Consider the following 25837-nt stretch of genomic DNA (forward strand, 5'->3'; position numbering starts at 1 on the left):
TAGTACCATTGAAGAAATGCCTGTGATGACTGAATACAAAATAGGTCGGAGGATAAAACATTTCAGAGGGAAGGGCACAAGTCGTTAGTGTTGAAATCAAACCTACAAAAAGTCAGATTCTAGTATGACTAAAGAGAACGAAAGCTCAAAAAGGAGTGATTAGTTGGCTGACTTAGTCTATAACATTCAACAAAACTAACGATGGAACGCCGTGTGAGTGTGAAAGCCTCATGCACGGTGTGGGACGGGGGAAAAGCGGGTGATAACTTCAAAGGCTTACCTATCGTCATACTTCTCCGGTGAATACCAACCACAAGCCCATAACTACACAAAGGTGCTTTTTGGTGAAGATTATGTATACCGTGCCGGAACGATTGGTACGGTAGCAGAAAAAACAGCATATGGCTATGTCAAAGGCTATGCGACAGATCATAACTTAACGATTCGTCCACCTGAAGTAGACCGCTTAGTACAAGGTTGTACAGGCGTTAAGCGAACGACGGGCCAACACCCAGGTGGTATTATTGTTGTGCCAGATTATATGGACATTTATGATTTCTCACCTGTACAGTTCCCAGCAGATGCGCAAGGTGCAGAATGGAAAACAACACACTTTGACTTCCATTCGATTCACGATAACATTTTAAAACTAGATATTCTCGGACACGATGACCCGACGATGATTCGTATGCTACAAGATTTATCTGGCATTGATCCGAAAACAATCCCGACAGATGACCCGTTTGTGATGCAAATTTTCTCGTCACCAGAATCACTCGGTGTAACGGCTGAACAAATTGGGACAAAAACAGGGACGCTTGGTATTCCAGAGTTTGGAACGAAATTCGTGCGTCAAATGCTTGAAAGTACGAAACCTTCGACATTTAGTGAGCTTGTACAAATTTCTGGCTTATCGCACGGCACGGACGTATGGCTAGGCAATGCTGAAGAACTTATTAAAGAAGGCACATGCGTACTATCCGAAGTAATTGGTTGTCGAGATGATATTATGGTGTATTTAATTTATCAAGATTTAGAGCCATCATTTGCCTTTAAAATTATGGAATCCGTGCGTAAAGGTAAAGGTTTAACGGAAGAGATGGAAGAAGAAATGCGCGCGAAAAAAGTACCGGAATGGTATATCGATTCGTGCAAAAAAATAAAATATATGTTCCCGAAAGCACATGCCGCTGCATATGTTTTAATGGCAGTACGTATTGCGTGGTTTAAAGTACATTACCCAATTTTATATTATGCAGCGTACTTTACGGTTCGTGCATCTGACTTTGATTTATTGTCGATGACGAAAGGTTCGCAAATGATTCGTGCAAAAATCGATGAAATTAATTTAAAAGGGTTGGACGCTGCACCGAAAGAAAAATCATTATTAACGGTGCTCGAAATTTCACTTGAAATGTGTGAGCGTGGTATGAGCATGGCGAAAGTGGATTTATATCGTTCAGAAGCGACGGAATTTATTATTGATGGGCAAACCATTATTCCACCGTTCAATGCAATTCCAGGGCTTGGCGATAACGTAGCGAAACAAATTGTGCGCGCGCGTCTTGATGGTGAATTTTTATCGAAGGAAGATTTACAGCAACGCGGTCGTGTATCGAAAACATTAATCGAATATATGGATCAAATGGGTTGCTTAGAAGGAATGCCAGACGCCAATCAGTTATCGCTATTTTAGTGGATGACAGTGTGAAACAACCTTTTTCGTATGCGAAATGAATAAAAATGCTTTGAAAGTGGTTAACACTGCTTGATGTCAACGTGCAATGTTTGCATTATAGGCATTCCTATGCTATTCTTGAATTAATTAATTGTTGAAAAACAAACGTGACGAAAGAGTGGGATATCCCGCTCTTTTCTCTTTGTTTGCGAGTAAGACAGAAGTCAGGGGGATTTTATGAGCAATGTAACATCTGTTATAGAAGCGTATGTAACACCTATTGTAGAAGAACTAAACTTAGTGCTAGTTGACATTGAGTTTGTTAAAGAAGGTCGTGACTGGTTTTTACGCGTGTATGTAGATACTCCTGAAGGCGGTATTGATATTGAACAATGCGTACAAGTAAGCGAGCGCTTAAGTCTAGTATTGGATGAAAATGATCCAATCGAAGAAAACTATTACTTAGAAGTGTCATCACCAGGTGCAGAGCGTCCGTTGAAAAACGAACAAGACTTTAACAATGCCGTTGGAAAGTTAATTTTTGTGAAAACATATGAGCCAATCAAGGACATGAAAGAATTCCTAGGCACGTTAGACGCATATGATGGTCAGACATTACAATTAACAATTAAAATTAAAACACGTAAAGTGTCCGTAACAATCGAAAAAGAAAAAGTCGCGCTTGCTCGTCATGCGATTGACTTTTCAGCATAATTTTAGGAGTGAACAAACAAATGAGCAGTGAATTGCTAGATGCGCTAGTTGCGCTGGAAACAGAAAAAGGTATCTCACGTGATGTGTTAATTGAAGCGATTGAAGCGGCATTAGTGACAGCTTACAAACGTAACTTTAACCAAGCACAAAACGTGCGCGTAGATTTAAATCTTGAAAAAGGCTCAATGCTTGTGTTCTCACGTAAAGATGTCGTAGAGGAAGTATTTGATGACCGCCTAGAAATTTCATTAGAAGATGCACAAGCTATCAACCCAGTATTTGAAATCGGTGATATTGTAGAGCAAGAAGTAACACCACGTAACTTCGGGCGTATTGCAGCGCAAACAGCGAAGCAAGTTGTCACACAACGTGTACGTGAAGCAGAACGCGGTAAAATTTATGAAGAATATGTAGAGCGTGAAGACGATATTTTAACAGGTGTTGTTGAGCGTTTAGATGCACGTAATATTTATGTAGGAATCGGTAAAATCGAAGCGGTATTACCAGTGAATGAACAAATTCCTGGTGAATCGTATAATCCACATGACCGCATCAATGTGTACATTACGAAAGTAGAGCGCACAACGCGTGGTCCACAAGTAGTAGTATCTCGTACACATCCTGGTTTATTACGTCGCTTATTCGAAAAAGAAGTGCCAGAAATCTTCGAAGGCTTAGTAGAAATTAAGTCTATCGCTCGTGAAGCGGGCGATCGTTCAAAAATCTCTGTGTTCACAGATAACGAAGAAATCGATCCAGTTGGTTCTTGTGTAGGAACAAAGGGTGGTCGTGTACAAACAATCGTAAACGAGTTAAACGGTGAGAAAATTGATATCGTGGAGTGGTCAGAAGATCCAATCGTCTTTGTTGCGAATGCACTTAGCCCATCGAAAGTATTAGATGTACAAGTGAACGAAGAAGAAAAATCGACAACGGTTGTTGTACCGGACTATCAATTATCATTAGCAATCGGTAAACGCGGTCAAAACGCACGTTTAGCTGCGAAGTTAACAGGTTGGAAAATTGATATTAAGAGTGAAACAGATGCGCGTGAATTAGGTATTTACCCATCTGCAACAAGCGACTATGTACAAGAGCAATTCGCTCAACAAGAAGAAGTAGCATTTGATTTATACCAAGATGACGAAGAATAATTAATAGTTAAGAGTATGCATGTTTATAGGCTTGCCACATGCTCGTGGCAACCTATACATATTCTTCAAGGCTCTGTTTCGTGCAGAGCGTATTCTTTAAAGTCGATTGAAAAGGAAAGGTGATTCTCATGGCGATCCAAAAGAAAGTACCTTTACGTAAGTGTGTCGCTACGGGTGAAATGTTGCCGAAAAAGTCGATGATTCGCGTAGTGCGTTCAAAAGAAGGCGAAGTATCTGTAGACCTTACAGGTAAGAAGTCTGGACGAGGGGCATATGTTTCAAAATCCGAGCAAGCAGTAGAAATTGCCCGTAAGAAAAATGTTTTAGGTCATCATTTAGAGGCGCAAGTGCCTGAGGAAGTGTACGAAGAGCTTATTCGCGTAATTCGTCGAGAAAGTATTTTATGATGACAGCACAGCAACAAATTATCCAAATGCTTGGTCTTGCAGCGCGCGCGCGCAAAATCATTTCTGGTGAAGAACTTGTTGTGACTGCCGTTCGTAACGGTTCAGCGAAGCTAGTCTTCCTTGCAGGTGATGCATCAAAAAACAGCAATAAAAAAATTCAAGATAAATGCACGTATTACAAAGTGCCGTATACGATTTTTGGAGATCGTTATACACTTGGACAAGCAACAGGGAAAGAAGCGCGTGTCACAGTGGCTATCACCGATGCAGGCTTTGCGAAAAAGTTGAAAAGCTTAATTGCACTGCTGGATGAAGCGTAACACCAAAAAACGGAACATACGTCTTTACACGTATGCACAAAAAATCTATGAAAGAAAAAGGGTATTAAAATATAGATATGACACAAAATAACAATAATCGTAATAATAACAACAACAATCGTCGCGGGGGCCAACGCCCGAAAGGTATTAACGGAGGTAAACGTCGTCCACAACGTACGCACCAACCTCAAGTACCAATGAAACAAAAAGAATTACCAGAAAAAATTACTTTCTATGAATCATTAACAGTAGCGGAGTTAGGGAAAAAATTACACCGCGAACCTTCTGAAGTCATTAAAAAATTATTTATGCTTGGCGTAATGGCTACAATTAACCAAGAGCTAGATAAAGATGCAATTGAGTTAATTTGTGCTGAGTACGGAGTAGAAGTAGAAGAAGAAGTACGCATCGACAAAACAGATTTAGACACGTACTTTGACGAGTCAATCGTAGAAGTGGATGAAAATGCTTTAACAGAACGTCCACCAGTTGTAACAATTATGGGTCACGTTGACCACGGTAAAACAACATTATTAGACTCGATTCGTAACACGAAGGTAACTGCAGGAGAAGCTGGTGGTATTACACAGCATATCGGTGCATACCAAGTAGAAGCAAACGGCAAGAAAGTATCATTTTTAGATACACCTGGTCACGCCGCATTCACAACAATGCGTGCACGTGGCGCATCTGTAACAGATATCGCAATTATCGTAGTAGCTGCTGATGACGGTGTAATGCCTCAAACAGTTGAAGCGATTAACCATGCGAAAGCTGCAGAAGTACCGATTATCGTAGCGGTAAACAAAATGGATAAACCATCTGCAAACCCGGACCGTGTACAACAAGAGTTAACAGAACACGGCTTAGTACCAGAAGCTTGGGGCGGGGACACAATCTTCGTACCAATTTCAGCTTTAAAAGGTGAAGGTATTGACGAGTTATTAGAAATGGTATTATTAACAGCCGAGGTAGCAGAATTAAAAGCGAACCCAACACGTTCAGCAATCGGTTCTGTAATCGAAGCACAATTAGATAAAGGTCGCGGTGCTGTTGCGACGTTATTAGTACAAGATGGTACATTACGTGTTGGTGACCCAATCGTAGTTGGTCATGCTTATGGCCGCGTACGTGCAATGGTAAATGACATTGGTCGTCGTGTAAAAGAAGCAGGTCCATCAATGCCAATCGAAGTAACAGGCTTAAACGAAGTACCACAAGCGGGTGACCGTTTCGTAGTATTCGAAGATGAAAAAACAGCTCGTCAAGTTGGTGAGTCTCGTTCAATGACAGCTATTCAAGCACAACGTTCAGAAAAAACACGTGTAACGCTTGATAACTTATTCGAACAAATGAGCCAAGGCGAAATGAAAGAGCTTAACTTAATCGTCAAAGCTGACGTACAAGGTACAGTAGAAGCAATGGCCGCATCATTAATGAAAATCGATGTAGAAGGCGTAAACGTGCGTATTATTCACACGGGCGCTGGTGCAATTACAGAGTCAGATATTTCATTAGCAGCCGCTTCAAACGCAATCGTAATCGGCTTCAACGTGCGTCCAGATGTAAATGCAAAACGCGCAGCTGAAGAAGAAGGCGTAGACATTCGTTTACACCGTATCATCTACAAAGTAATCGAAGAAATTGAGCAAGCGATGAAAGGTTTACTTGACCCTGAATTCGAAGAAAAAGTTGTTGGACAAGCGGAAGTTCGTCAAACAATTAAAGTATCAAAAGTTGGTACAATTGCTGGTTCTTACGTAATCGAAGGTAAGATGGTTCGTGATGCAGGTGTACGTGTTATTCGTGAAGGTATCGTTGTATTCGAAGGTGAATTAGATTCATTAAAACGTTTCAAAGACGATGCAAAAGAAGTAGCACGTGGTTACGAGTGTGGTATTACAATTAAAGCGTATAACGACGTTAAAGAAGGCGACATTATCGAAGCCTTCGTAATGGAAGAAATTAAACGCTAATGATTGTTTACGCTGAATGTGAATTTATGATCCATACAGCACACTCGTTAAAAGAAAAGCGCGCCGTCTTACAAAAAATGACGATGCGCACAAAGCAAAAATTTAATGTGTCAATTGCAGAAATTGACCATCAAAATGTATGGCAACGAACGCGACTCGCGCTCGTTGCTGTTGCATCTTCAAAGCTTGCAGCGGAGAAGGAAATTCAACGAGCCTTACGTTTTTTAGAGTCGAACCCTGAATGGGAACAACTCGACGTTTGGACCGAAAACTTATAAAGAGGTGACATGAGATGTCTTTACGTTCAAATCGTGTTGCAGAGCAAATGAAAAAAGAACTTGGTGAAATTATTACACGCAAAATTAAAGACCCACGCGTAGGATTTGTAACGGTTACAGATGTAGCAGTTACAGGGGATTTACAACAAGCGACTGTATATATTACTTCACTAGGGAACGACCGCGAACGCGCTGAAACGTTACAAGCCCTGGAAAAAGCTTCAGGCTTTATTCGTTCAGAAATCGGTTCACGTATTCGTTTACGTCGTACACCAGAAATTTTCTTCGAGTTTGATTCTGCGATTGAATACGGAAACAAAATCGACGCATTACTTCGTTCATTACACGAAGAGAAATAATGTACAAGTAAGCCTGCTCTGCATGAATTATGCAGGCAGGCTTTTTTATGTATACATTGGAGGAGGCAATTACCATGAACGGAATTATTCCATTGTGGAAAGAGCGTGGCATGACAAGTCATGACTGCGTATTTAAACTACGTAAAATTTTGCATACGAAAAAGGTGGGGCATACCGGTACACTAGATCCGGGTGTTGAGGGTGTATTACCAATTTGTATCGGTACAGCAACGCGCATTGCGGAATATTTAACAGATGCTGGTAAAACGTATGAGGCGGTCATCTCGATTAGCCGTACGACAACAACTGAAGACGCTGAAGGCGAGACCGTTTTAGAAAATACAGAAATGAAGTCATTTAGCCGTGCGCAAATTGAAGAGGTGCTAGCCTCATTAACAGGCGTTATTTCGCAAACACCACCGATGTATTCAGCGGTTAAAGTAAACGGTAAAAAATTATATGAATATGCACGCGCAGGTCAAGAGGTGGAACGTCCAACGCGCCAAGTGACGATTCATGAGCTGCTATTACTGGACGATGCGCAGCAATTTGATGGGCAAGATGTGCGTTTTTCTGTACGTGTAAAATGCAGTAAAGGGACGTATATTCGTACGCTTGCTGTTCAAATTGGGGAAGCGCTTGGGTATCCTGCACATATGCATGAGCTTGTACGTACAGCGTCAGGTTCATTCTCACAAACGAACTGCTTTACACTTGCACAAGTAGCTGAGTTAATGGAAGCCGGTCATATTGACGAGGCACTTTTACCAGTAGAACATGCATTGCGCGATTATCCGTACGTTGAAATTACAGCGGATGTTGACAAACAAATCCATAACGGACAAGTGCTTCCATCACACACATTGCTGACAGAACATGATAAAGTAGTATTTGGGAAGAATGAAAAAGCGGTTGCCGTTTATATTGCGCATCCGACAAAACCAGGTATGATGAAGCCTGATAAAATGTTTCCGAATGTAAACTAGAAGGGGGATTTGACGGTGGACGTCATTCATTTAAAATATCCACATCAAATTGATACACATGTAGAAGCAACATCTTTAGCAATCGGTTTTTTTGACGGTGTTCACCGAGGGCATCAAGCGGTTATTAAGCAGGCACAGCAAAAAGCGACAGCATTAGGTGTGAAAAGTGCCGTTATGACGTTTGATCCGCATCCATCGATTGTATTAGGTGGGCGCAATGAACGCGTGTTTTATATTACATTACTAGAAGAGAAGTTAGCGATTTTAGAAAAGTTGGGCGTGGATGTTGTATACGTTGCGCATTTCACATCAGAGCTTGCACAACTATCACCAGCGGCATTTGTTGAAACGTTTTTACATAAGTTAAATGTGAAGCATGTCACAGCAGGATTTGATTTTACATTTGGTGCGTTCGGTAAAGGCACGATGGCAGATATGAAAGCTTTAGCAAATGGTGCATATGGCGTTACGGTCATTGAAAAGCAAGAATGTGAAGCGGAGAAAATTAGCTCAACACGTATTCGCCAAGTGCTACAAGCTGGGGATATGGAGCAAGCAACGACACTACTAGGTCGACCATTTACAACAGCGGGTATCGTCGTACATGGCGATAAGCGTGGTCGTTTACTTGGTTTCCCAACAGCCAATGTGCAAGAAAAAGAAGGCAGCTTTACACCAGCAGTAGGCGTGTATGCAGTACGTCTATGCTTACAAAATCAATGGTTTGATGGCGTATGCAATGTTGGGTACAAACCAACGTTTAAAAACCCTGAGGAAAAGCAACTTTCGATTGAAGTACATGTCTTTGACTTTGCAAAAGATATTTACGGAGAAGAAGTCGTGGTCGCGTGGCATAAATATTTACGCAATGAACGTAAATTTGATGGGTTAGATGCATTAAAAGCACAGCTAGAAATCGATAAGCAACAAGCGCTCGATTATTTTGCACAATAGTTGCACCGATGAAAGCGACTGTGCTATAATGCTAAAGTATGTTAATTTAGCATACAAACCTTAGCTAGGTAGTGCGTTTCTCCAAACGGTTACTTTGCTAACGGGGATATTATAAATACTAGGAGGTCCATTCAACATGGCAATTACACAACAACGTAAAAACGAACTTATCGCTGAGTTCCGTACTCACGAGAGCGACACTGGTTCACCAGAAGTACAAATCGCTGTATTAACTGCAGAGATCAACGCTTTAAACGCTCACTTACAAACACACAAAAAAGATTTCCACTCTCAACGTGGTCTTTTAAAAATGGTAGGTAAACGCCGTCATTTATTAAAATACTTACGTGAAACTGATGTACAACGCTACCGTGAATTAATTCAACGTTTAGGTTTACGTCGTTAATCTTTGCGCATAACATAAAAAGCGGGAGTATTCCCGCTTTTTATTTATGTACCGAATGCTCCTCAGCCAATTAACTTCAAATATTCAATAAAAATTTTCGCATATAAATATGAATTTTGGTACACTTTAGTATGATACATATTCGATGAAGTGTACATGAGAAAGGGGTTCAGTAAATGAACGACAAAAAAGTCTATTCGTATGAATGGGCTGGCCGTCCTTTAGTAGTAGAAGTAGGACAGTTAGCAAAACAAGCAAATGGTGCGGCAATGGTACGCTACGGTGAAACCGCTGTACTTGCAACGGCAACAATGTCAAAAGAAGCAAAAGCAACAGATTTCTTCCCACTAACAGTAAACTATGAAGAGCGTTTATACGCAGCAGGTAAAATTCCAGGAGGCTTCATCAAACGTGAAGGTCGTCCATCGGAAAATGCTGTTTTAACGTCTCGTTTAATTGACCGTCCAATCCGTCCAATGTTCCCAGATGGTTTCCGTAATGAAGTACAATCAATTTTAATGGTAATGTCAAATGACCAAGATTGCCCAGCAGATGTAGCAGCAATGTTTGGCTCTTCATTATCTTTAGCTATTTCTGATATTCCATTCGATGGCCCAATCGCAGGTGTACACGTTGGTTATATTGATGGTGAATTCGTTGTCAACCCAACAGTAGAGCAAGCCGCTTTATCAACAGTTCACTTAACAGTAGCTGGTAATAAAGATGCGATTAACATGGTAGAAGCAGGCGCATTAGAAGTACCTGAAGAAATTATGTTAGAAGCGATTATGTTTGGTCACGATGAAATTAAAAAATTAATCGCATTCCAAGAGCAAATTGTTGCTGAAGTTGGTAAAGAGAAGAAAGAAGTCGTTCTTTACGAATTAGATGCTGAATTAACGGCTGCCATTAAAGCAGATGCAGAAGCAGATATGAACACAGCTATTCAAACTGTGGACAAGCAACAACGTGAAGTCAATATCACAGCTGTTAAAACACGTGTAATTGAAGCATACGAAGCACAAGAAGCTGACGAAAGTACAATGAAACAAGTCAAAGCCATTTTAGATAAAATGGTAAAAGACGAAGTACGTCGTTTAATTACAGAAGATAAAGTGCGTCCAGATGGTCGTAAACAAGACGAAATTCGTCCATTATCATCTGAAGTGGATTTATTACCACGTGCACACGGTTCAGCAATGTTCACGCGTGGACAAACACAAGCTTTATCAATTTGTACATTAGGGCCACTAGGTGATGTACAAATTATTGACGGATTAGGTGCAGAAGAGTCAAAACGCTTCATGCATCACTATAACTTCCCAGCATTCTCTGTAGGTGAAACAGGTCGTTACGGTTCTCCAGGTCGTCGTGAAATCGGTCACGGTGCATTAGGTGAGCGTGCTATTTTAGCTGTATTACCGTCAGAAGAGGAATTCCCATATGCAATTCGTTGTGTAGCGGAAGTTTTAGAGTCAAACGGTTCAACATCACAAGCGTCAATTTGTGCATCAGTAATGTCTCTAATGGCTGCAGGTGTACCAATTAAAGCACCAGTTGCAGGTATTGCGATGGGTCTTGTGAAAAAAGGTGAGCATTACACAGTATTAACAGATATTCAAGGTATGGAAGACCATTTAGGCGACATGGACTTTAAAGTTGCAGGTACGGCTAAAGGTGTTACAGCACTACAAATGGATATTAAAATCGACGGTTTATCACGTGATATTTTAGAAGAAGCGTTAACGCAAGCGAAAATTGGACGTATGCAAATTTTAGACCATATGTTAACAACAATTGCTGAATCTCGTACAACGTTATCTCAATACGCACCGAAAATCGTAACGATTAAAATTAACCCAGACAAAATCCGCGACGTTATCGGACCAGGTGGGAAACAAATTAACAAAATTATCGACGAAACAGGCGTTAAAATTGATACAGAGCAAGACGGTACAATTTTCATCGCATCTTCTGATGAAGCGATGATTGCGCGTGCAAAAGAAATTATCGAATCAATCGTACGTGAAGCTAAAGTAGGCGAGTACTACATGGGTACAGTAAAGCGTATTGAAAAATTCGGTGCATTCGTTGAAATCTTCACAGGTAAAGATGGTTTATTACACATCTCTGAAATTCAAGAAGAGCGCACAAAAGAAGTAGAAGACGTACTAAAACTTGGCGATCAATTATTAGTGAAATGTATTGAAATCGACAAGCAAGGTCGCGTAAACTTATCACGTAAAATTGTCTTAAAAGAAGAAAAGGAACGCGCTGAGCAACAATAAGAGGCGTTTCATTATATATCGGGGGCTGCGTGAGAATGCGCAGTCCCTTTTTATATGCATGACAAAAGGAGTGTTTGAATGGTTCAAATTTATACATGTCAAAACGGTGTGCGTATCGTGTCAGAGCACGTACCATACGTACATTCAGTTACAATCGGAATTTGGGTAGATGCGGGGTCTCGTTATGAATTACCACATGAAAATGGTATTACACATTTTATTGAGCATATGTTATTTAAAGGCACACAATCGCGTACAGCGCGTCAAATTGCCGAAGCGTTTGACCGTATCGGTGGCGAAATTAATGCCTTTACATCGAAGGAAAATACATGTTATTACACGAAAGTGTTAGCGCATCACGGCGAACATGCGATGGATATGCTCGCAGATATGTTTTTCAACTCGGCATTCCGACAAGAAGATATTGAGCGTGAGCAACAAGTGGTATTAGAAGAAATTTTAATGAGTGAAGATGCAGCAGATGATGATATTCACGAAAAGCTATGGTTTGAGATGTATCCAAAAGACGCGCTCGGCTTACCGATTTTAGGAACAGCGCAAACGTTAGAAACGTTTAATGCAGATATGATTCGTAGTTATATGGATAAACATTATGCACCGGAAAATGTTGTTATTTCAGTTGCTGGGAACGTCTCAACGGCATTGATTCAACATATTGAGCAGTTATTTGGTCATTACGGTCGCACCGAAAAATTCGTGAAGTCTGAATTGACGTACCCAACATTTACAGCAGGATCTTATATGCAAGAGCGTGATATCGAGCAGTCACATGTGGCGATGAGTTATCCAGCAATCGATTGTAAAGATTCACGCTTTTATAGCTTTGTTGCCCTGAATAATTTAATTGGTGGCAATATGAGCTCACGTTTATTCCAAGAAGTGCGTGAAGAGCGTGGTTTAGCGTACACAATTTTCTCATATGAGACAGCATATGCCGATGTTGGCGCATTTACGATTTATGGGAGTACAAGTAATAAACAAATGCCGGTGTTATTACAGACGATTGATGATACATTAGCAAGCATTGTGAAGTCAGGTATTACGTACGAAGAGTTATCGAATGCCAAAGAACAGCTGAAAGCAAGTGTTGTGCTCGGCATTGAATCAATGGAAACGCGCATGAGTCGTAACGGTAAAGCTGAGCTTATTTATGGTAAACATAAAACGATTGATGATGTCATTGCGGGTGTAGATGCTATTTCAATGGAAGTATGTCAGGAGTTAATTGAAGAAATGTTAACGAAAGAACGTGCTATTGCGATTATCCAAGGTACAGAAGACGATGAATAAGCAATCGCTATGAGCAGTAGTTTTTCATCAATAGATGTATTACGGGTGCGTTCGTTATGTAGAGTAGCACCTAAAGCAGAAAAATAGCCTTCAGCAGTTGTCGTTGCTGAAGGCTATTTCTTTTGTCCCGGTCTCGTTTTTTTCTGCCTGGCCCCTTTTTTAGGGAGACATTTGCAGCGATGCGTCATTTTTTGCGCTGAATGATGGTCGTAAAATAAATAAGACAGCCAATCATGCATAAAAAACCACCGATGCTAATGCGGATAGTAATATCAAAGTCGTCCAAAATAAGCAATGCTTGGAGCAAAAAAAGTAGAACTAATAAGTAACCCATCAACATTCCTCCTGATTATATTTTGATAGTTTTTTTACGTGAAATAGGCTAAAATAACACTAGTATAACTGTATAAAAATAATTAAAGATTAGTTATTTATACAATTTTTTAAAAACTAAGATTTTTGTACTCAATTCGCACTTTGTATGGTACAATAGCACACATTATGTAATATGTTAATATTTGAGGAGAGATGAATACAATGACAAAGCAATTAAACGTTGCTGTAGTCGGAGCTACAGGCGCAGTCGGAACAAAAATGATGGAGAAACTTATTGAGCGTAAGTTCCCAATCAAGTCAATTAAATTTTTAGCATCTGCTCGCTCAGCAGGTAACCCAATCGAATTTAATGGTTCTACATATACAATTGAAGAAGCGACACCAGAAAGCTTTGAAGGTGTGGACGTAGCGTTATTCTCAGCAGGTGGTGCTGTTTCAGAAGCATTAGCACCAGAAGCAGCAAAACGCGGTGCTGTTGTAATTGATAACACAAGCCACTTCCGTATGGACCCAGAAGTGCCACTTGTTGTACCGGAAGTAAACCGTCATGTATTAAAAGACATTCCAAAAGGCATTATTGCTAACCCGAACTGTTCAACAATTCAAATGGTAGCAGCATTACAACCATTACGTGAAAAATTCGGTTTAACAAAAGTAGTCGTTTCTACATATCAAGCTGTTTCAGGTTCAGGGATTGCAGCGATTGATGAATTAAAAGCACAATCAGCAAACTGGGATGCAGGCAAAAACGTTGAAGCAAATGTGTTACCAGTAAAATCAGATGTGAAGCATTACCCAATCGCGCGTAACGTGATTCCGCAAATTGATAAATTTACGGAAAATGGCTTCACATATGAAGAAATGAAAATGATTAATGAAACGAAAAAAATTATGGAAATGCCAACATTAAGTGTTGCGGCAACATGTGTACGCGTACCGGTTGTATCAGGTCACTCAGAATCTGTTTACATCGAGCTTGAGCAAGAAGTGTCTGTTGCAGATGTTTTCGAAGCATTACGTCATGCACCAGGTATCGTATTAGAAGATGACATTGCGACACAAACATACCCAATGCCAATTTTCGCTGAGAACGAGGACCCAACTTTTGTAGGGCGTATCCGTCAAGATTTAGATAACAAAAAAGGCTTCCACTTATGGATTGTTGCAGATAACTTATTAAAAGGTGCTGCACTTAACTCAATTCAAATCGCAGAAGCTATGTTAGAGGATAACTTACTATAAGGAGCGTGCTTTCAAATGAATCTTGGTCGTGTAGCAACAGCAATGATTACGCCGTTTAAAAAAGACGGCACAATCAATTATCCAGAATTAGAACGTATTATTAATCACTTAATTGACAACGGCACAGACGCCATTGTTGCGTGTGGGACAACTTCAGAAAACCCGACGATGTCAACAGAGGAGAAAATTGAAGTTGTGCGTTTCACAGTTGAAAAAGTAGCAGGTCGTGTGCCAGTTATCGCTGGTACGGGTGATAACGAAACCGCTTATTCAATTATGATGACACATAAGGCAGAAGAAAATGGTGCAGACGGCATTATGTTAGTAACACCTTACTACAATAAGCCGAACCAACAAGGGATGTATGCCCATTTCACAACAATCGCGAAAGAAACGAAGCTCCCTGTTATGCTCTATAACGTGCCAGGTCGTACCGGTGCAAACTGTAAAGCAGAAACGACGGTTGCATTAAGTAAAATTCACAATATTACATGCGTTAAAGAAGCAAGTGGCGATTTAGACCAAATGGGTGACATTATTGAAAATGTGGACGAGGACTTTATCGTTTATAGCGGTGACGATGGTTTAACATTACCGTTACTAGCGATTGGTGGTCGTGGTATTATTTCAGTAGCGTCACATGTTATTGGTAACGATATGCAAAAGATGATTAAAGCATTTGATGAAGGGCGTCATGCTGATGCAGCAGCCATTCACCGTGCGATGTTACCGCTTGTTCGTGCCTTATTTGCACAGCCGAACCCATCACCGATTAAATATGCGATGACGAAGCTTGGATTTGATACGCTAGATGTACGTTTGCCAATGGTTGAAATGACAGATGATGAAAAAGATGCATTCGACCGCATTTGGGATACATATCAAGAGAAAGCAAAGAATTTTAAGTAAGACTTGAATCATGAATGAATAGACATTGGCGTATTTTCATACGTCGATGTCTATTTTTATATGAGTGCATAGCGAAAAAATGTTTGATAGAGGATCGAGTGCAAAAAACGAGAGGTTCTTGAAATAACGGAATGACAATAGTTTTGCTCAATAATTTTTCGGAATGTGAAGATTTTCTCTTTTTTGTTTGTACAAACTGTAAACAACACCGTATAATAAGGACAAGTGGTTGTTGTTCGGGATATTTTTTAGGAGGAAATAACGTGACGAAAACAAAAAATGAATTAATTCGAGTAATCCCTCTCGGCGGTGTCGGAGAGATTGGTAAAGCAATGTACGTAATTGAAATTGACGAAGAATTATTCGTCGTGGATAGCGGGTTAATGTTCCCAGAAGATGAGATGCTAGGCATTGATATCGTTATTCCAGATATTACGTATTTAGAAGAAAATAAAGACCGCGTAAAAGGGATTTTCTTAACGCACGGTCATGAAGATGCGATTGGGTCAATTGCGTATGTATTACGTAAAATTAAAGCACCTGTATATGGTTCAAAGTTAACGATTGCATTAGCAAAAGAACACTTAAAGGACTTACCAGCACCATACCAAGTGAAGTTCTTTGAAGTGACAAATCGTAGCCGTATGAACTTTAACTCAACACACGTAACGTTCTTCCATACGACACATAGTATTCCTGATTCATTAGGAATTGTGTTCCATACATCAGAAGGCGCTATCGTGCATACAGGTGAGTTTAAATTCGACCAATCGGCACAAGGTAAATTTAGACCAGATTTAGCAAAAATGGCACAGCTCGGTGAAGACGGCGTGTTCATGCTATTATCGGATTCTACAGAAGCAGAGCGTCCAGGATATACAACATCTGAAGCAGTCGTGAATGACCACTTAGCAAAAACATTCCATTCGGCACCAGGTCGTTTAATCGTGGCATTATATGCTTCAAACTTTATTCGTATTCAACAAGTATTGCATCAAGCGCATGCATCAAACCGTAAAATCGCAATTATCGGAAAGCCACTTGAAAAAGTTGTCGATTTAGGTGTGAATTTAAGCTATTTAGAAGTGGAAGAAGATACAATTATTCCAATTCAAGATATTCATAAATACAATGATGACGAGCTAGCGATTATTGCAACCGGTAATCAAGGCGAGCCTTTAGATGCATTAGATAAAATTGTACGTAAGCATCACCGTGAATTAAAAATTAAAGATACCGATTCAGTCTTAATTACATTTACGCCATCACCATCAATGGAAGTACAAATGTTCCATACGATGAACAATTTAGCAAAAGCGGGCGCTACTGTCTTAACATCGGATAAGAAAGTACACGTATCTGGTCACGGTAGCCAAGAAGATTTAAAATTAATGTTAAACTTAATGAAGCCAAAATATTTTGTGCCAATTCAAGGTGAATACCGTATGTTAATTGCGCACTCAAAATTAGCGCAAACATTAGGAATGCCAAAATCACAAATTTTCATTGCTGAAAAAGGCGATATCGTTGAATTTAAGAGCAATAAAGTACGTATGAGCGGACGTGTCCAAGCCGGAAATGTGTTAATTGATGGTTCGGGTGTTGGCGATGTCGGCAATATCGTATTACGTGACCGTAAGCTGTTATCACAAGATGGTATTTTCATCGTTGTTGTCACATTAAACCGTGCACAAAAGAAAATTGCGTCAGGTCCGGAAATTTTATCACGTGGCTTCGTATATGTACGTGAATCAGAAGAGCTTATGCAAGAGTCTGCTAATATTGCCCGCAACGTTATTGAAAAATACGTGGGGAAAGAAACATTTGAATGGACAAATATTAAGCAAGAAATTCGCGATACATTAAACCAATATTTATTCCAAAAAACAAAGCGTCGTCCAATGATTATTCCAATCATTATGGAATATTAAGCCGAATAATTTGTTATGATTCACACACATGATGCATCTGCATTGTGTGTGTTTTTCGTTTGTTACATCGTGTGTGAAGTCCTTTTGTTTAGCTTTGACAATCGTTTCAAATAACCATACGATAATAGAGAGAACTTTTTGTGCTCAAAAAACGTCTGAAAAACAGCTGGTCATCGTAAGAAAGAGGTGAAGAAATGGCTCAGCCAAAAAAGAAAGAAAGTTCTCAACCAACCGCGTCGAAGCGAACGACGCGTAAACAAACAAATACCGCAACGGCCAATAAGCCGAAGCGTCCAACACAGGCGAAGAAATCGCAAAAAGAGGTTGGTGCAACGGTACGGGATGCAGCAGGAGACATGGTCAATGTTATGAAGTTTCATCCACTGGCATATGAAATTACCGGCATTTTATTAATTGCGCTTGCCGTCGTTATTTTCCAAGAATACGGTGTAGTTGGACGTGCATTGCAGTCCACTGCGCGCTTTTTCTTTGGAAATTTACATTTTTTCGTCCCGCTTAGTTTAATTTTAATTGCCATTGCGTGTATGTTACGACGTAAGGTAGCCATTAAAAACCGCATTGTTATCGGGATTAGCTTACTGTTTATGAGTTTCCTTATTTTTAGTCACGCATTATTATTTGAACAGCTAATGGCCGTTAATAATGTCGCATCAACATCTGTGTTAAAACAAACATGGAATATTTTAATTACGACAGGTGGCGTCGAAAATCGTTCAGGTGCGCTCGGTGGTGGGATTATCGGTGGGCTTTTATATAGCGTGCTAGCCGTGTTATTTGATACAACAGGTGCGAAAGTGGTGGCGTGGGTGCTACTGCTTGTCGGTGTCTTATTATTAACGGGTAAAGCGCTCATGCCTATCGTGACAACTCAGTTACAGCGTGGTAAAGAAGCGTTGCTGACAAAATTCCGTACGTTCAAACAACAGCGTCGTCTAAAAAAAGATGTAGAAGATGTAATGGAAGATGATACACAACCTGTTGTTGAAAAGCGACCAGCGCGTACAAAAAAGCCAGCCGTTGCGTTATCGGCTGAAGAGGTTGCCGAAGTGAAACAACAGGTCTCTGTTGAAGAAGAGGAACCAATCGTCATCAAAACATTTGCAGAGCGTGTAAATGACGAAAAGCCGTTTACAACTGGCAAAAAGCAGGAATATAAACAGCAACAGCCGGAAATGCCAACTGAATTACAGGAAGATGATGAAGCGGGTCCTTATGTATTGCCGTCTATCGACATATTGCAACGTTCAGCAGCGCAAGACCAAAGCGAAGAAAAGCGCAATGCGGAGATGAATAAAAAACGTCTTGAACAAACATTTGAAAGCTTTAATGTTCGGGCAAAAGTGACGAATGTATTGTTAGGGCCAGCTGTCACAAAATATGAAGTGACGCCAGAGCCGGGGTATAAAATTAGTAAAATTGTGAGCTTACAAGATGATTTAGCATTAGCACTTGCCGCCAAAGATATTCGTATTGAAGCGCCAATTCCAGGGAAATCAGCTGTAGGAATTGAAGTGCCAAATAGCGAAATCGCGGTTGTCACATTACGTGATGTGCTTGAAACAGATGCCAATAATAAACCAGAATCGAAATTAATGATTGGGTTTGGTATTGATGTGACAGGTGAACCGATATTAGCCGAACTGAATAAAATGCCTCATTTACTCGTTGCTGGTTCAACAGGTAGCGGGAAAAGTGTGTGTATTAATGGCATTATTGTGTCGATTATTATGCGCGCAAAACCCCATGAAGTAAAAATGATGATGATTGACCCAAAAATGGTCGAACTGAATGTGTATAATGGCATTCCGCATCTATTGGCACCGGTTGTAACAGATCCACGTAAAGCAGCCCAAGCATTGCAAAAAGTGGTATCTGAAATGGAGCGTCGTTATGAGTTATTTTCACATACGGGGACACGTAACATTGAAGGGTATAATAATCATGTGATGGAACATAATGAATCGACTGGGGAGAAACATCCGAAATTGCCGTATATTGTCGTGATTGTAGACGAATTAGCGGACTTAATGATGGTTGCGTCTAATGAAGTGGAAGATGCCATTATGCGTTTAGCACAAATGGCGCGTGCAGCAGGGATTCACTTAATTATTGCGACACAACGTCCTTCTGTAGATGTTATTACCGGTATTATTAAAGCAAATATCCCGTCACGTATTGCGTTTGCGGTATCGTCAGCGATTGATTCGCGTACGATTTTAGATATGAGTGGGGCAGAGAAATTACTTGGCCGTGGTGATATGCTCTTTATGCCAGCAGGTGTATCGAAGCCGACCCGTGTACAAGGTGCATTTTTATCCGATAAGGAAGTAGAGAGTATAACACAATTTGTCATTGACCAACAAAAAGCACAGTATGAAGAGAGCATGATCCCAACAGATGAGGACGTTATTGCGCCCGATGATGAGGTAGATGCCCTTTATTTAGATGCAGTGGACTTAGTGGTGGACATGCAAAGTGCTTCCGTATCGATGTTACAACGAAAATTTAAAATTGGTTATTCACGTGCAGCACGTATTGTCGACCAGATGGAAGCCCGCGGAATCGTAGGACCTTCTGAAGGTTCGAAGCCACGTAAAGTACTGGTATAACAGCATTTTGAGAGGAATAGAGCAGACAACTATGTAGAGGTTCTATTCCTCTCTTTTTAAACATTTTTTATAATCGGAATCATTAAAATTTTCTGTATGAAAACGTTTTCTGTCACAATTGCCAAAAAATCGCTGAAATTAGGATTAATTATTACACATTAATTCGAAAAGTATTCCCTTTTAATGCGAAAAGTGTTATATTATTTCTCGATTAGTAGGGATGTTTTACATCAGATGTCTGATTTCTAACTTTGGTGGTGGTTAAAGGTGACTATTAAATCTGATCATCGTCATTTGTACTTGCAAGTAATTGATCGACTAAAATCAGATATTGAACAAGGTATTTTCCGTGAAAACGAGAAGTTACCGTCAGAATTCGAATTATCTAAATTATTAGGCGTGAGCCGTGCGACATTACGCGAAGCGTTACGATTACTTGAAGAAGAAAATGTGATTATTCGTCGACATGGTGTTGGGACGTTTGTTAACCCAAAACCTGTATTTACATCAGGGATTGAGCAACTTACGAGTATCTCTTCAATGATAGAGAATGCTGGCATGGTACCGGGTACAGAATTTTTAAGTGCTCTTGAGATTGTGCCTTCTGAAGATGATATGAAGCGTTTTGAAAGTACAGAGAACGATAAAATAATCACAATAGAGCGAGTGCGGACAGCTGATGGCGAACCAGTCGTTTATTGTGTCGATCAGGCGCCAACAAGTCTACTTCCGAGTGACTTTGCAAACAGCGAGCAACGAGAGTCGATTTTTGAGGCGATTGAGCAAACAGGTGCTGTACGTGTAGCGTATGCAGTTACATATATTGATCCTGTTGGCTATCATGAAAAAGCGTCTCCGATTTTAAAATGTAATCGGGACACAGCGTTATTAGTATTAAAACAAGCACACTACGATGAGCAAGATCGCGTAGTGTTATATTCAAAAAATTATTTCCGAGCTGATAAGTTCAGCTTCCATGTAGTACGCAAACGGGTGTAAAACATTCTTCCGTATTACCTGCTAATTATAAAATTCTAGGGGGATTCTCAAAATGAAAAAACGTAAATTTGGTTTAGCTTTAACAGCGGTATTAGCTGCTGGTACAGTATTAGCTGCTTGTGGAGATGAAGAAGCAACAAACGAAAACGAATCAACAACAGGTGAAGGTTCAAACGCTGGTGATACGTTCTCAGTAGCAATGGTTACTGACGTAGGTGGCGTTGACGATAAATCATTCAACCAATCAGCTTGGGAAGGTATCCAAGCATATGGTGAAGAAAATGGTTTAACAGAAGGTGACGGCGGTTACGCATATTTACAATCAGCTTCGGATGCAGACTATAACACAAACATTAACAACTTATTACGTCGCGATTTCGACTTAGTATTCGGTGTTGGCTTCATGATGGCTGACGCAATGGGCGAAATTGCAAACGAAAACCCAGATTCAAAATTAGCAATCATTGACTCAGAAGTAGATGCGCCAAACGTAGTATCAGTACTATTCAAAGAGCAAGAAGGTGCGTTCTTAGCAGGTGCTGTAGCAGCTTCTATGTCTGAATCAGGTAAAATTGGTTTCGTAGGTGGCGTTGATATTCCAGTAATTAACCGCTTCCACGCTGGTTATGTTGCAGGTGCTCAAGCTGTAAACCCAGACATCGAAATCCAAGTACAATACACAGGTGCGTTTGACAAAGCTGACTTAGGTAAAACAGCAGCAAACTTAATGTACTCTTCTGGCGTAGATATCATTTTCCACGCTGCAGGTGGTACAGGTAACGGTGTATTCTCAGAAGCAAAAGAGCGTAAAGCAAAAGACCCAGATGCAAACGTATGGGTAATCGGTGTAGATGCTGACCAATACGACGAAGGTCAAGTGGATGCAGATACAAACGTAACATTAACATCTATGCTTAAAGGCGTTAACTCAGCTGTAGTAGATATTTCTACACGTGCTAAAGACGGCGAATTTAACGGTGGCGAAACACTTGTGTACGGTCTTAAAGAAGGCGGCGTACAATTAGCAGATTCTCGTGGCGCGATTCCTGAAGAGGTAATGGCAGTTGTAGAAGACTACACAGCAAAAATCTCTTCTGGTGAAATCGTAGTACCTGAAGAAAAGCCAGCTCAATAATTTTTTGTAACTAGCTTACAGACATCATAGAGGTCATCGTGGCTTCTATGATGTTTTTTACACTAAGCACTTAATTTTTAGTTAATTCAAAATTATTAGATGAAAGATTACTAATGGGTAGTCTTTCATGTAGTAATTTTATTTTCCGCACAAGCGGAGCCTTCATAAATTCAAATTCATTTTATGTGTATAAAGGAGTGACAGCAGTGGAATATGTGATCGAGATGCTCGGAATCCGCAAAGAATTTGGCAATTTCGTAGCGAATAATAACATCACGCTCCAGCTTAAAAAGGGTGAGATTCACGCGCTTTTAGGAGAAAATGGTGCCGGAAAATCAACATTAATGAACGTGCTGTTCGGGTTATATCAACCAGAAGCTGGCGAGATTCGTGTAAATGGTAAAGAAGTGAAAATTGCAAATCCAAATGTAGCCAATGATTTAGGCATTGGGATGGTTCACCAACACTTTATGTTAGTCGAAAACTTTACGGTAACGGAAAACATTATTTTAGGTAGCGAACCAACAAAATTCGGTACAGTTAACATTAAGCAAGCGGCGAAAAAAGTACAAGAGCTGTCAACGCGTTACAATTTAGATGTAGACCCATATGCAAAAATCGAAGACATTTCGGTTGGGATGCAACAACGTGTGGAAATTTTAAAGACATTGTACCGCGGTGCGGAAATGTTAATTTTCGATGAACCAACTGCGTCATTAACACCACAAGAAATCGAAGAATTAATCCAAATTATGCGCCTTCTTATTAAAGAAGGAAAATCAATCATTATTATTACGCATAAATTAAAAGAGATTATGGAAGTATCAGACCGCGTAACGATTATTCGTAAAGGGGAAGGGATTGGCACAGTTGTGACAGCTGACACAAACCCGAACGAGCTTGCGGAATTAATGGTTGGTCGTCAAGTGGAGTTTAAAACAGAAAAAACAGATGCAACTCCAGGTGAGGATGTACTATTAGTTGAAGGATTAACCGTTGCAGACTACAGAGGCATTGATAAAGTAGTGAATTTAAACTTAAATGTACGTCGTGGCGAGATTGTCGGTATTGCTGGTATTGACGGTAATGGTCAATCTGAATTAATTGAAGCCATTACCGGTTTACGTAAGGTAAAGAGTGGTTCAATTAAGCTAAATGGTAAAGATATTACCGGCTTAAAACCGCGTCAAATTACAGAGTCGGGTGTTGGACATATTCCAGAAGACCGTCATAAGCACGGCTTAGTACTTGATTTCCCAATCGGTCACAACATCGCATTACAAACTTATTATAAAGAGCCGATTTCGAAAGGCTTCTTAATGGACTATTCAAAAGTAAATGAAAAAGCGCGCCAAGTTATCGAAGAGTTCGATGTGCGTACAGGGCACGGAGAAATGACACCTGCTCGTGCATTATCGGGTGGTAACCAACAAAAGGCGATTATCGGTCGTGAAGTGGACCGTGACCCTGAGTTATTAATTGCGGCATTACCAACACGTGGTTTAGACGTAGGGGCAATTGAGTTCATTCACTCTCGTTTAATTGAGCAACGCGATAAAGGAAAAGCGGTACTCCTTATTTCGTTTGAATTAGATGAAGTAATGAACGTATCAGACCGCATCGCAGTTATTTATGATGGTCAAATTGTCGACACAGTTTATCCGAAATTAACGAACGAGCAAGAGCTAGGTTTATTAATGGCGGGTGAAAAGCGTCAAACAACAACGTTAAATAAGGGAGGGAACGACTAGATGTCAAATCGTCTAATTAATATTCTCGTTCCTGTCGTTTCGATTATTGTCGGTTTATTAGTCGGAGCGGTTGTTATGCTAGTATCTGGCTATGACCCGATACTTGGTTATACAGCGCTATGGAACGGGATTTTCGGAGATTCGTATTCAATCGGTAATACGATTCGTCAAATTACACCATATATTTTAGCTGGTTTAGCGGTAGCGTTCGCGTTCCGTACAGGTTTATTCAATATCGGTGTTGAAGGTCAATTATTAATGGGTTGGCTCGCAGCAGCATGGGTAGGTTACGCGGTTGAATTACCACGTATTATTCACTTACCACTTGCGATTATCGCAGCAGCAGTTGCCGGTGGTTTATGGGCATTCTTAGTAGGTTTCTTAAAAGCACGTTTAAACGTACACGAAGTAATTTCGTCGATTATGTTAAACTACACAGCACTTTATATTACAAATGCAATTATTAAATCATTATCAGATGGTGGCTTTAAAACAGAAACAGTTTTAGCATCAGCGACATTACGTGCACAATGGTTACGTGATTTAACGGATAACTCAAGTTTACACTTAGGGATTATTATCGCCCTGCTAATGGTGATTGTGATGTGGTTCTTACTTGAAAAAACAACGCGTGGTTACGAATTAAAAGCAGTAGGTTTCAACCAAAATGCGGCTGAATATGCTGGCATGAGCGTAAAGAAAAACATCATTTTAGCGATGACAATTTCAGGGATGTTCGCAGGTCTTGCCGGTGCAATGGAAGCACTTGGAACATTCCAAAATGCATCGATTAAAGCTGGCTTTACAGGTGTAGGATTTGACGGTATCGCTGTAGCCTTACTTGGTGCAAATACACCTCTTGGGGTTGTGTTCGGTGCAACATTATTCGGTTCATTAAAGTATGGTGCATTAAATATGCCAAATGCCGCTGGTATCCCAGAGGAAATGGTATCGATTATTATCGCCTTAATTATTTTCTTCGTAGCATGTGGTTACGTAATCCGCTTAGCATTAAGCAAATTTGGATCGAAGAAGGAGGGGAAATAAGATGAGTGCATTAGAAATTTTATACTTCATCATCCCTTCAGCGATTCTTTATGCGACACCGCTGATTTTCACAGCAATTGGTGGCGTATTCTCTGAACGTGCGGGTGTTGTTAACATCGGTTTAGAGGGGATCATGGTTGTTGGTGCGTTTACAGGTATTTATGTGAACTTAGAGTACGGACCGTCAATGGGTGCAAGTGTTATATGGCTAGCGATTTTAGCGGCACTTGTAGCAGGCGCAGTATTCTCGATTTTATTAGCGGTAGCGGCTGTATCGTTCCGCGCTGACCAAACAGTAACAGGGGTAGCCTTAAATATGTTAGGTGGCGCTGTTACAATTTTCTTAGTAAAGTTAATTTATCAAAAAGGGCAAACAGATATTATTTCAAATCCAATTCGTCGATTTTCAATGGACGGTATAGAGATCTGGGGTATTAACTGGTTCCCACTTGCGAATATTCCGTTTTTCGGACCATTATTATTCCAAAACGTTTACAGCACGTCAATTTTAGCGTTTGCCGTAGCGATTGGTGCATGGTTAATTATTTACAAAACGCCATTCGGTTTACGTTTACGTGCAGTTGGTGAACACCCAATGGCAGCAGATACAATGGGTGTGAACGTCGCGAAAATGCGTTATATCGCAGTGCTCATCTCAGGTGCTCTTGGTGGTATCGGGGGTGCGGTATATGCGCAAACGATTACGTTAGACTTCTCAGCGTCAACAATCGCAGGTCAAGGTTTCATGGCGATTGCCGCGTTAATCTTTGGTAAGTGGAATCCACTTGGTGCTTTAGGTGCTGCATTATTCTTCGGGGTAGCGCAAACATTAAGTATCGCGGGTAACCAAATTCCAGTTATTCAAGATATTCCGGCTGTATATTTACAAATCTTGCCGTACGTCTTAACGATTTTAGCGTTAGCTGGTTTCATTGGGAAAGCAACAGCGCCAAAAGCGTCAGGTGTACCATATATTAAAGGGAAACGCTAATTTCCCACATGAATTGAAAAAAACGAGTGAATACA

Annotated in this window: 22 protein-coding genes and 1 pseudogene; 22 read left to right on the forward strand and 1 reads right to left on the reverse strand. The window is 40.4% G+C overall.

What is annotated here, in order from left to right; all coding sequences use genetic code 11:
- Positions 1-292: 292 nt before the first annotated feature.
- The 13 genes and pseudogenes from A6M13_RS05045 to A6M13_RS05105 all read left to right on the forward strand — a co-directional run.
- Positions 293-1696: pseudogene (locus A6M13_RS05045) on the forward strand (PolC-type DNA polymerase III); the annotation flags it as partial.
- A gap of 219 nt (positions 1697-1915) precedes the next feature.
- The gene (gene rimP / locus A6M13_RS05050) at positions 1916-2392 is read left to right on the forward strand and encodes a ribosome maturation factor RimP (RefSeq protein ID WP_066543445.1); all 477 of its coding nucleotides are present in this window, start codon (positions 1916-1918) and stop codon (positions 2390-2392) included.
- A gap of 20 nt (positions 2393-2412) precedes the next feature.
- A complete protein-coding gene (nusA, locus tag A6M13_RS05055) occupies positions 2413-3546 on the forward strand; it encodes a transcription termination factor NusA (RefSeq protein ID WP_066543446.1) in 1134 nt (377 codons plus the stop codon).
- A 128-nt stretch (positions 3547-3674) separates the two neighbouring features.
- Positions 3675-3953 carry an RNase P modulator RnpM gene (rnpM, locus tag A6M13_RS05060; protein ID WP_066543447.1) on the forward strand — a complete coding sequence of 93 codons (279 nt, stop codon included), beginning with the start codon at positions 3675-3677 and terminating at the stop codon, positions 3951-3953.
- A complete protein-coding gene (locus A6M13_RS05065; RefSeq protein WP_066543687.1) occupies positions 3953-4273 on the forward strand; it encodes a YlxQ family RNA-binding protein in 321 nt (106 codons plus the stop codon). Before rnpM ends, A6M13_RS05065 begins: the two co-directional genes overlap by 1 nt.
- Positions 4274-4350: 77 nt before the next feature.
- On the forward strand, positions 4351-6249 hold the full coding sequence (gene infB / locus A6M13_RS05070; RefSeq protein ID WP_066543448.1) for a translation initiation factor IF-2: 1899 nt from the start codon (positions 4351-4353) through the stop codon (positions 6247-6249).
- Positions 6249-6527, forward strand: a complete 279-nt coding sequence (locus A6M13_RS05075) for a DUF503 domain-containing protein (protein WP_066543450.1) — start codon at positions 6249-6251, stop codon at positions 6525-6527. The genes infB and A6M13_RS05075 overlap by 1 nt, the downstream gene beginning before the upstream one ends.
- Positions 6528-6541: 14 nt before the next feature.
- Complete coding sequence (rbfA, locus tag A6M13_RS05080; RefSeq protein WP_066543451.1) at positions 6542-6886, forward strand: 30S ribosome-binding factor RbfA; 345 nt, start codon at positions 6542-6544, stop codon at positions 6884-6886.
- Between the two features lie 74 nt (positions 6887-6960).
- Positions 6961-7872, forward strand: a complete 912-nt coding sequence (gene truB, locus A6M13_RS05085; protein WP_066543452.1) for a tRNA pseudouridine(55) synthase TruB — start codon at positions 6961-6963, stop codon at positions 7870-7872.
- A 15-nt stretch (positions 7873-7887) separates the two neighbouring features.
- A complete protein-coding gene (ribF, locus tag A6M13_RS05090; RefSeq protein ID WP_066543454.1) occupies positions 7888-8826 on the forward strand; it encodes a riboflavin biosynthesis protein RibF in 939 nt (312 codons plus the stop codon).
- A gap of 136 nt (positions 8827-8962) precedes the next feature.
- Positions 8963-9232 (forward strand): 30S ribosomal protein S15, encoded by a 270-nt coding sequence (gene rpsO, locus A6M13_RS05095; RefSeq protein ID WP_066543456.1) that lies wholly within the window; start codon positions 8963-8965, stop codon positions 9230-9232.
- A gap of 176 nt (positions 9233-9408) precedes the next feature.
- Positions 9409-11520, forward strand: coding sequence for a polyribonucleotide nucleotidyltransferase (gene pnp, locus A6M13_RS05100; protein WP_066543458.1), 2112 nt, complete (start codon positions 9409-9411; stop codon positions 11518-11520).
- Between the two features lie 78 nt (positions 11521-11598).
- Complete coding sequence (locus A6M13_RS05105) at positions 11599-12831, forward strand: M16 family metallopeptidase (protein ID WP_066543459.1); 1233 nt, start codon at positions 11599-11601, stop codon at positions 12829-12831.
- Between the two features lie 184 nt (positions 12832-13015).
- Here the strand turns inward: A6M13_RS05105 and A6M13_RS16230 are convergent, their stop codons facing one another.
- Positions 13016-13165: a hypothetical protein gene (locus A6M13_RS16230; protein WP_169817415.1), complete on the reverse strand. Its 150-nt coding sequence runs from the start codon at positions 13163-13165 to the stop codon at positions 13016-13018.
- Between the two features lie 203 nt (positions 13166-13368).
- Between A6M13_RS16230 and A6M13_RS05110 the strand changes: the two genes are divergently transcribed.
- The 9 genes from A6M13_RS05110 (at position 13369) to A6M13_RS05150 (ending at position 25802) form a co-directional block, all read left to right on the forward strand.
- The gene (locus A6M13_RS05110) at positions 13369-14409 is read left to right on the forward strand and encodes an aspartate-semialdehyde dehydrogenase (RefSeq protein ID WP_066543460.1); all 1041 of its coding nucleotides are present in this window, start codon (positions 13369-13371) and stop codon (positions 14407-14409) included.
- Positions 14410-14424: 15 nt separating this feature from the next.
- Positions 14425-15318, forward strand: coding sequence for a 4-hydroxy-tetrahydrodipicolinate synthase (gene dapA, locus A6M13_RS05115; RefSeq protein WP_066543461.1), 894 nt, complete (start codon positions 14425-14427; stop codon positions 15316-15318).
- Positions 15319-15581: 263 nt separating this feature from the next.
- Positions 15582-17249: a ribonuclease J gene (locus tag A6M13_RS05120; protein ID WP_066543463.1), complete on the forward strand. Its 1668-nt coding sequence runs from the start codon at positions 15582-15584 to the stop codon at positions 17247-17249.
- Between the two features lie 356 nt (positions 17250-17605).
- Positions 17606-19879, forward strand: coding sequence for a DNA translocase FtsK (locus A6M13_RS05125; RefSeq protein ID WP_066543688.1), 2274 nt, complete (start codon positions 17606-17608; stop codon positions 19877-19879).
- Positions 19880-20146: 267 nt separating this feature from the next.
- Positions 20147-20878 (forward strand): GntR family transcriptional regulator, encoded by a 732-nt coding sequence (locus A6M13_RS05130; RefSeq protein WP_066543465.1) that lies wholly within the window; start codon positions 20147-20149, stop codon positions 20876-20878.
- 52 nt (positions 20879-20930) lie between these two features.
- Positions 20931-22013, forward strand: a complete 1083-nt coding sequence (locus A6M13_RS05135; RefSeq protein ID WP_066543467.1) for a BMP family lipoprotein — start codon at positions 20931-20933, stop codon at positions 22011-22013.
- 206 nt (positions 22014-22219) lie between these two features.
- On the forward strand, positions 22220-23764 hold the full coding sequence (locus A6M13_RS05140) for an ABC transporter ATP-binding protein (protein ID WP_066543469.1): 1545 nt from the start codon (positions 22220-22222) through the stop codon (positions 23762-23764).
- The gene (locus A6M13_RS05145) at positions 23765-24811 is read left to right on the forward strand and encodes an ABC transporter permease (RefSeq protein ID WP_066543471.1); all 1047 of its coding nucleotides are present in this window, start codon (positions 23765-23767) and stop codon (positions 24809-24811) included.
- A 1-nt stretch (position 24812) separates the two neighbouring features.
- Positions 24813-25802, forward strand: a complete 990-nt coding sequence (locus tag A6M13_RS05150; RefSeq protein WP_066543473.1) for an ABC transporter permease — start codon at positions 24813-24815, stop codon at positions 25800-25802.
- The last annotated feature ends 35 nt before the right edge of the window (positions 25803-25837 follow it).

The organism is Caryophanon tenue, assembly GCF_001700315.1.
In the GTDB taxonomy this organism is placed as follows: Bacteria; Bacillota; Bacilli; order Bacillales_A; family Planococcaceae; genus Caryophanon; species Caryophanon tenue.

Excerpts from the sequence above, each read along its gene's own strand:
- A6M13_RS05125 (WP_066543688.1), top strand. The coding sequence starts at position 17,606 with ATGGTCAATGTTATGAAGTTTCATCCACTGGCATATGAAATTACCGGC.
- infB (WP_066543448.1), top strand. The coding sequence starts at position 4,351 with ATGACACAAAATAACAATAATCGTAATAATAACAACAACAATCGTCGC.
- A6M13_RS05150 (WP_066543473.1), top strand. The coding sequence starts at position 24,813 with ATGAGTGCATTAGAAATTTTATACTTCATCATCCCTTCAGCGATTCTT.
- truB (WP_066543452.1), top strand. The coding sequence starts at position 6,961 with ATGAACGGAATTATTCCATTGTGGAAAGAGCGTGGCATGACAAGTCAT.
- pnp (WP_066543458.1), top strand. The coding sequence starts at position 9,409 with ATGAACGACAAAAAAGTCTATTCGTATGAATGGGCTGGCCGTCCTTTA.
- A6M13_RS05145 (WP_066543471.1), top strand. The coding sequence starts at position 23,765 with ATGTCAAATCGTCTAATTAATATTCTCGTTCCTGTCGTTTCGATTATT.
- A6M13_RS16230 (WP_169817415.1), bottom strand. The coding sequence starts at position 13,165 with ATGGGTTACTTATTAGTTCTACTTTTTTTGCTCCAAGCATTGCTTATT.
- A6M13_RS05135 (WP_066543467.1), top strand. The coding sequence starts at position 20,931 with ATGAAAAAACGTAAATTTGGTTTAGCTTTAACAGCGGTATTAGCTGCT.
- A6M13_RS05105 (WP_066543459.1), top strand. The coding sequence starts at position 11,599 with ATGGTTCAAATTTATACATGTCAAAACGGTGTGCGTATCGTGTCAGAG.
- A6M13_RS05110 (WP_066543460.1), top strand. The coding sequence starts at position 13,369 with ATGACAAAGCAATTAAACGTTGCTGTAGTCGGAGCTACAGGCGCAGTC.
- A6M13_RS05075 (WP_066543450.1), top strand. The coding sequence starts at position 6,249 with ATGATTGTTTACGCTGAATGTGAATTTATGATCCATACAGCACACTCG.
- rpsO (WP_066543456.1), top strand. The coding sequence starts at position 8,963 with ATGGCAATTACACAACAACGTAAAAACGAACTTATCGCTGAGTTCCGT.
- A6M13_RS05065 (WP_066543687.1), top strand. The coding sequence starts at position 3,953 with ATGACAGCACAGCAACAAATTATCCAAATGCTTGGTCTTGCAGCGCGC.
- dapA (WP_066543461.1), top strand. The coding sequence starts at position 14,425 with ATGAATCTTGGTCGTGTAGCAACAGCAATGATTACGCCGTTTAAAAAA.
- rnpM (WP_066543447.1), top strand. The coding sequence starts at position 3,675 with ATGGCGATCCAAAAGAAAGTACCTTTACGTAAGTGTGTCGCTACGGGT.
- rimP (WP_066543445.1), top strand. The coding sequence starts at position 1,916 with ATGAGCAATGTAACATCTGTTATAGAAGCGTATGTAACACCTATTGTA.
- nusA (WP_066543446.1), top strand. The coding sequence starts at position 2,413 with ATGAGCAGTGAATTGCTAGATGCGCTAGTTGCGCTGGAAACAGAAAAA.
- rbfA (WP_066543451.1), top strand. The coding sequence starts at position 6,542 with ATGTCTTTACGTTCAAATCGTGTTGCAGAGCAAATGAAAAAAGAACTT.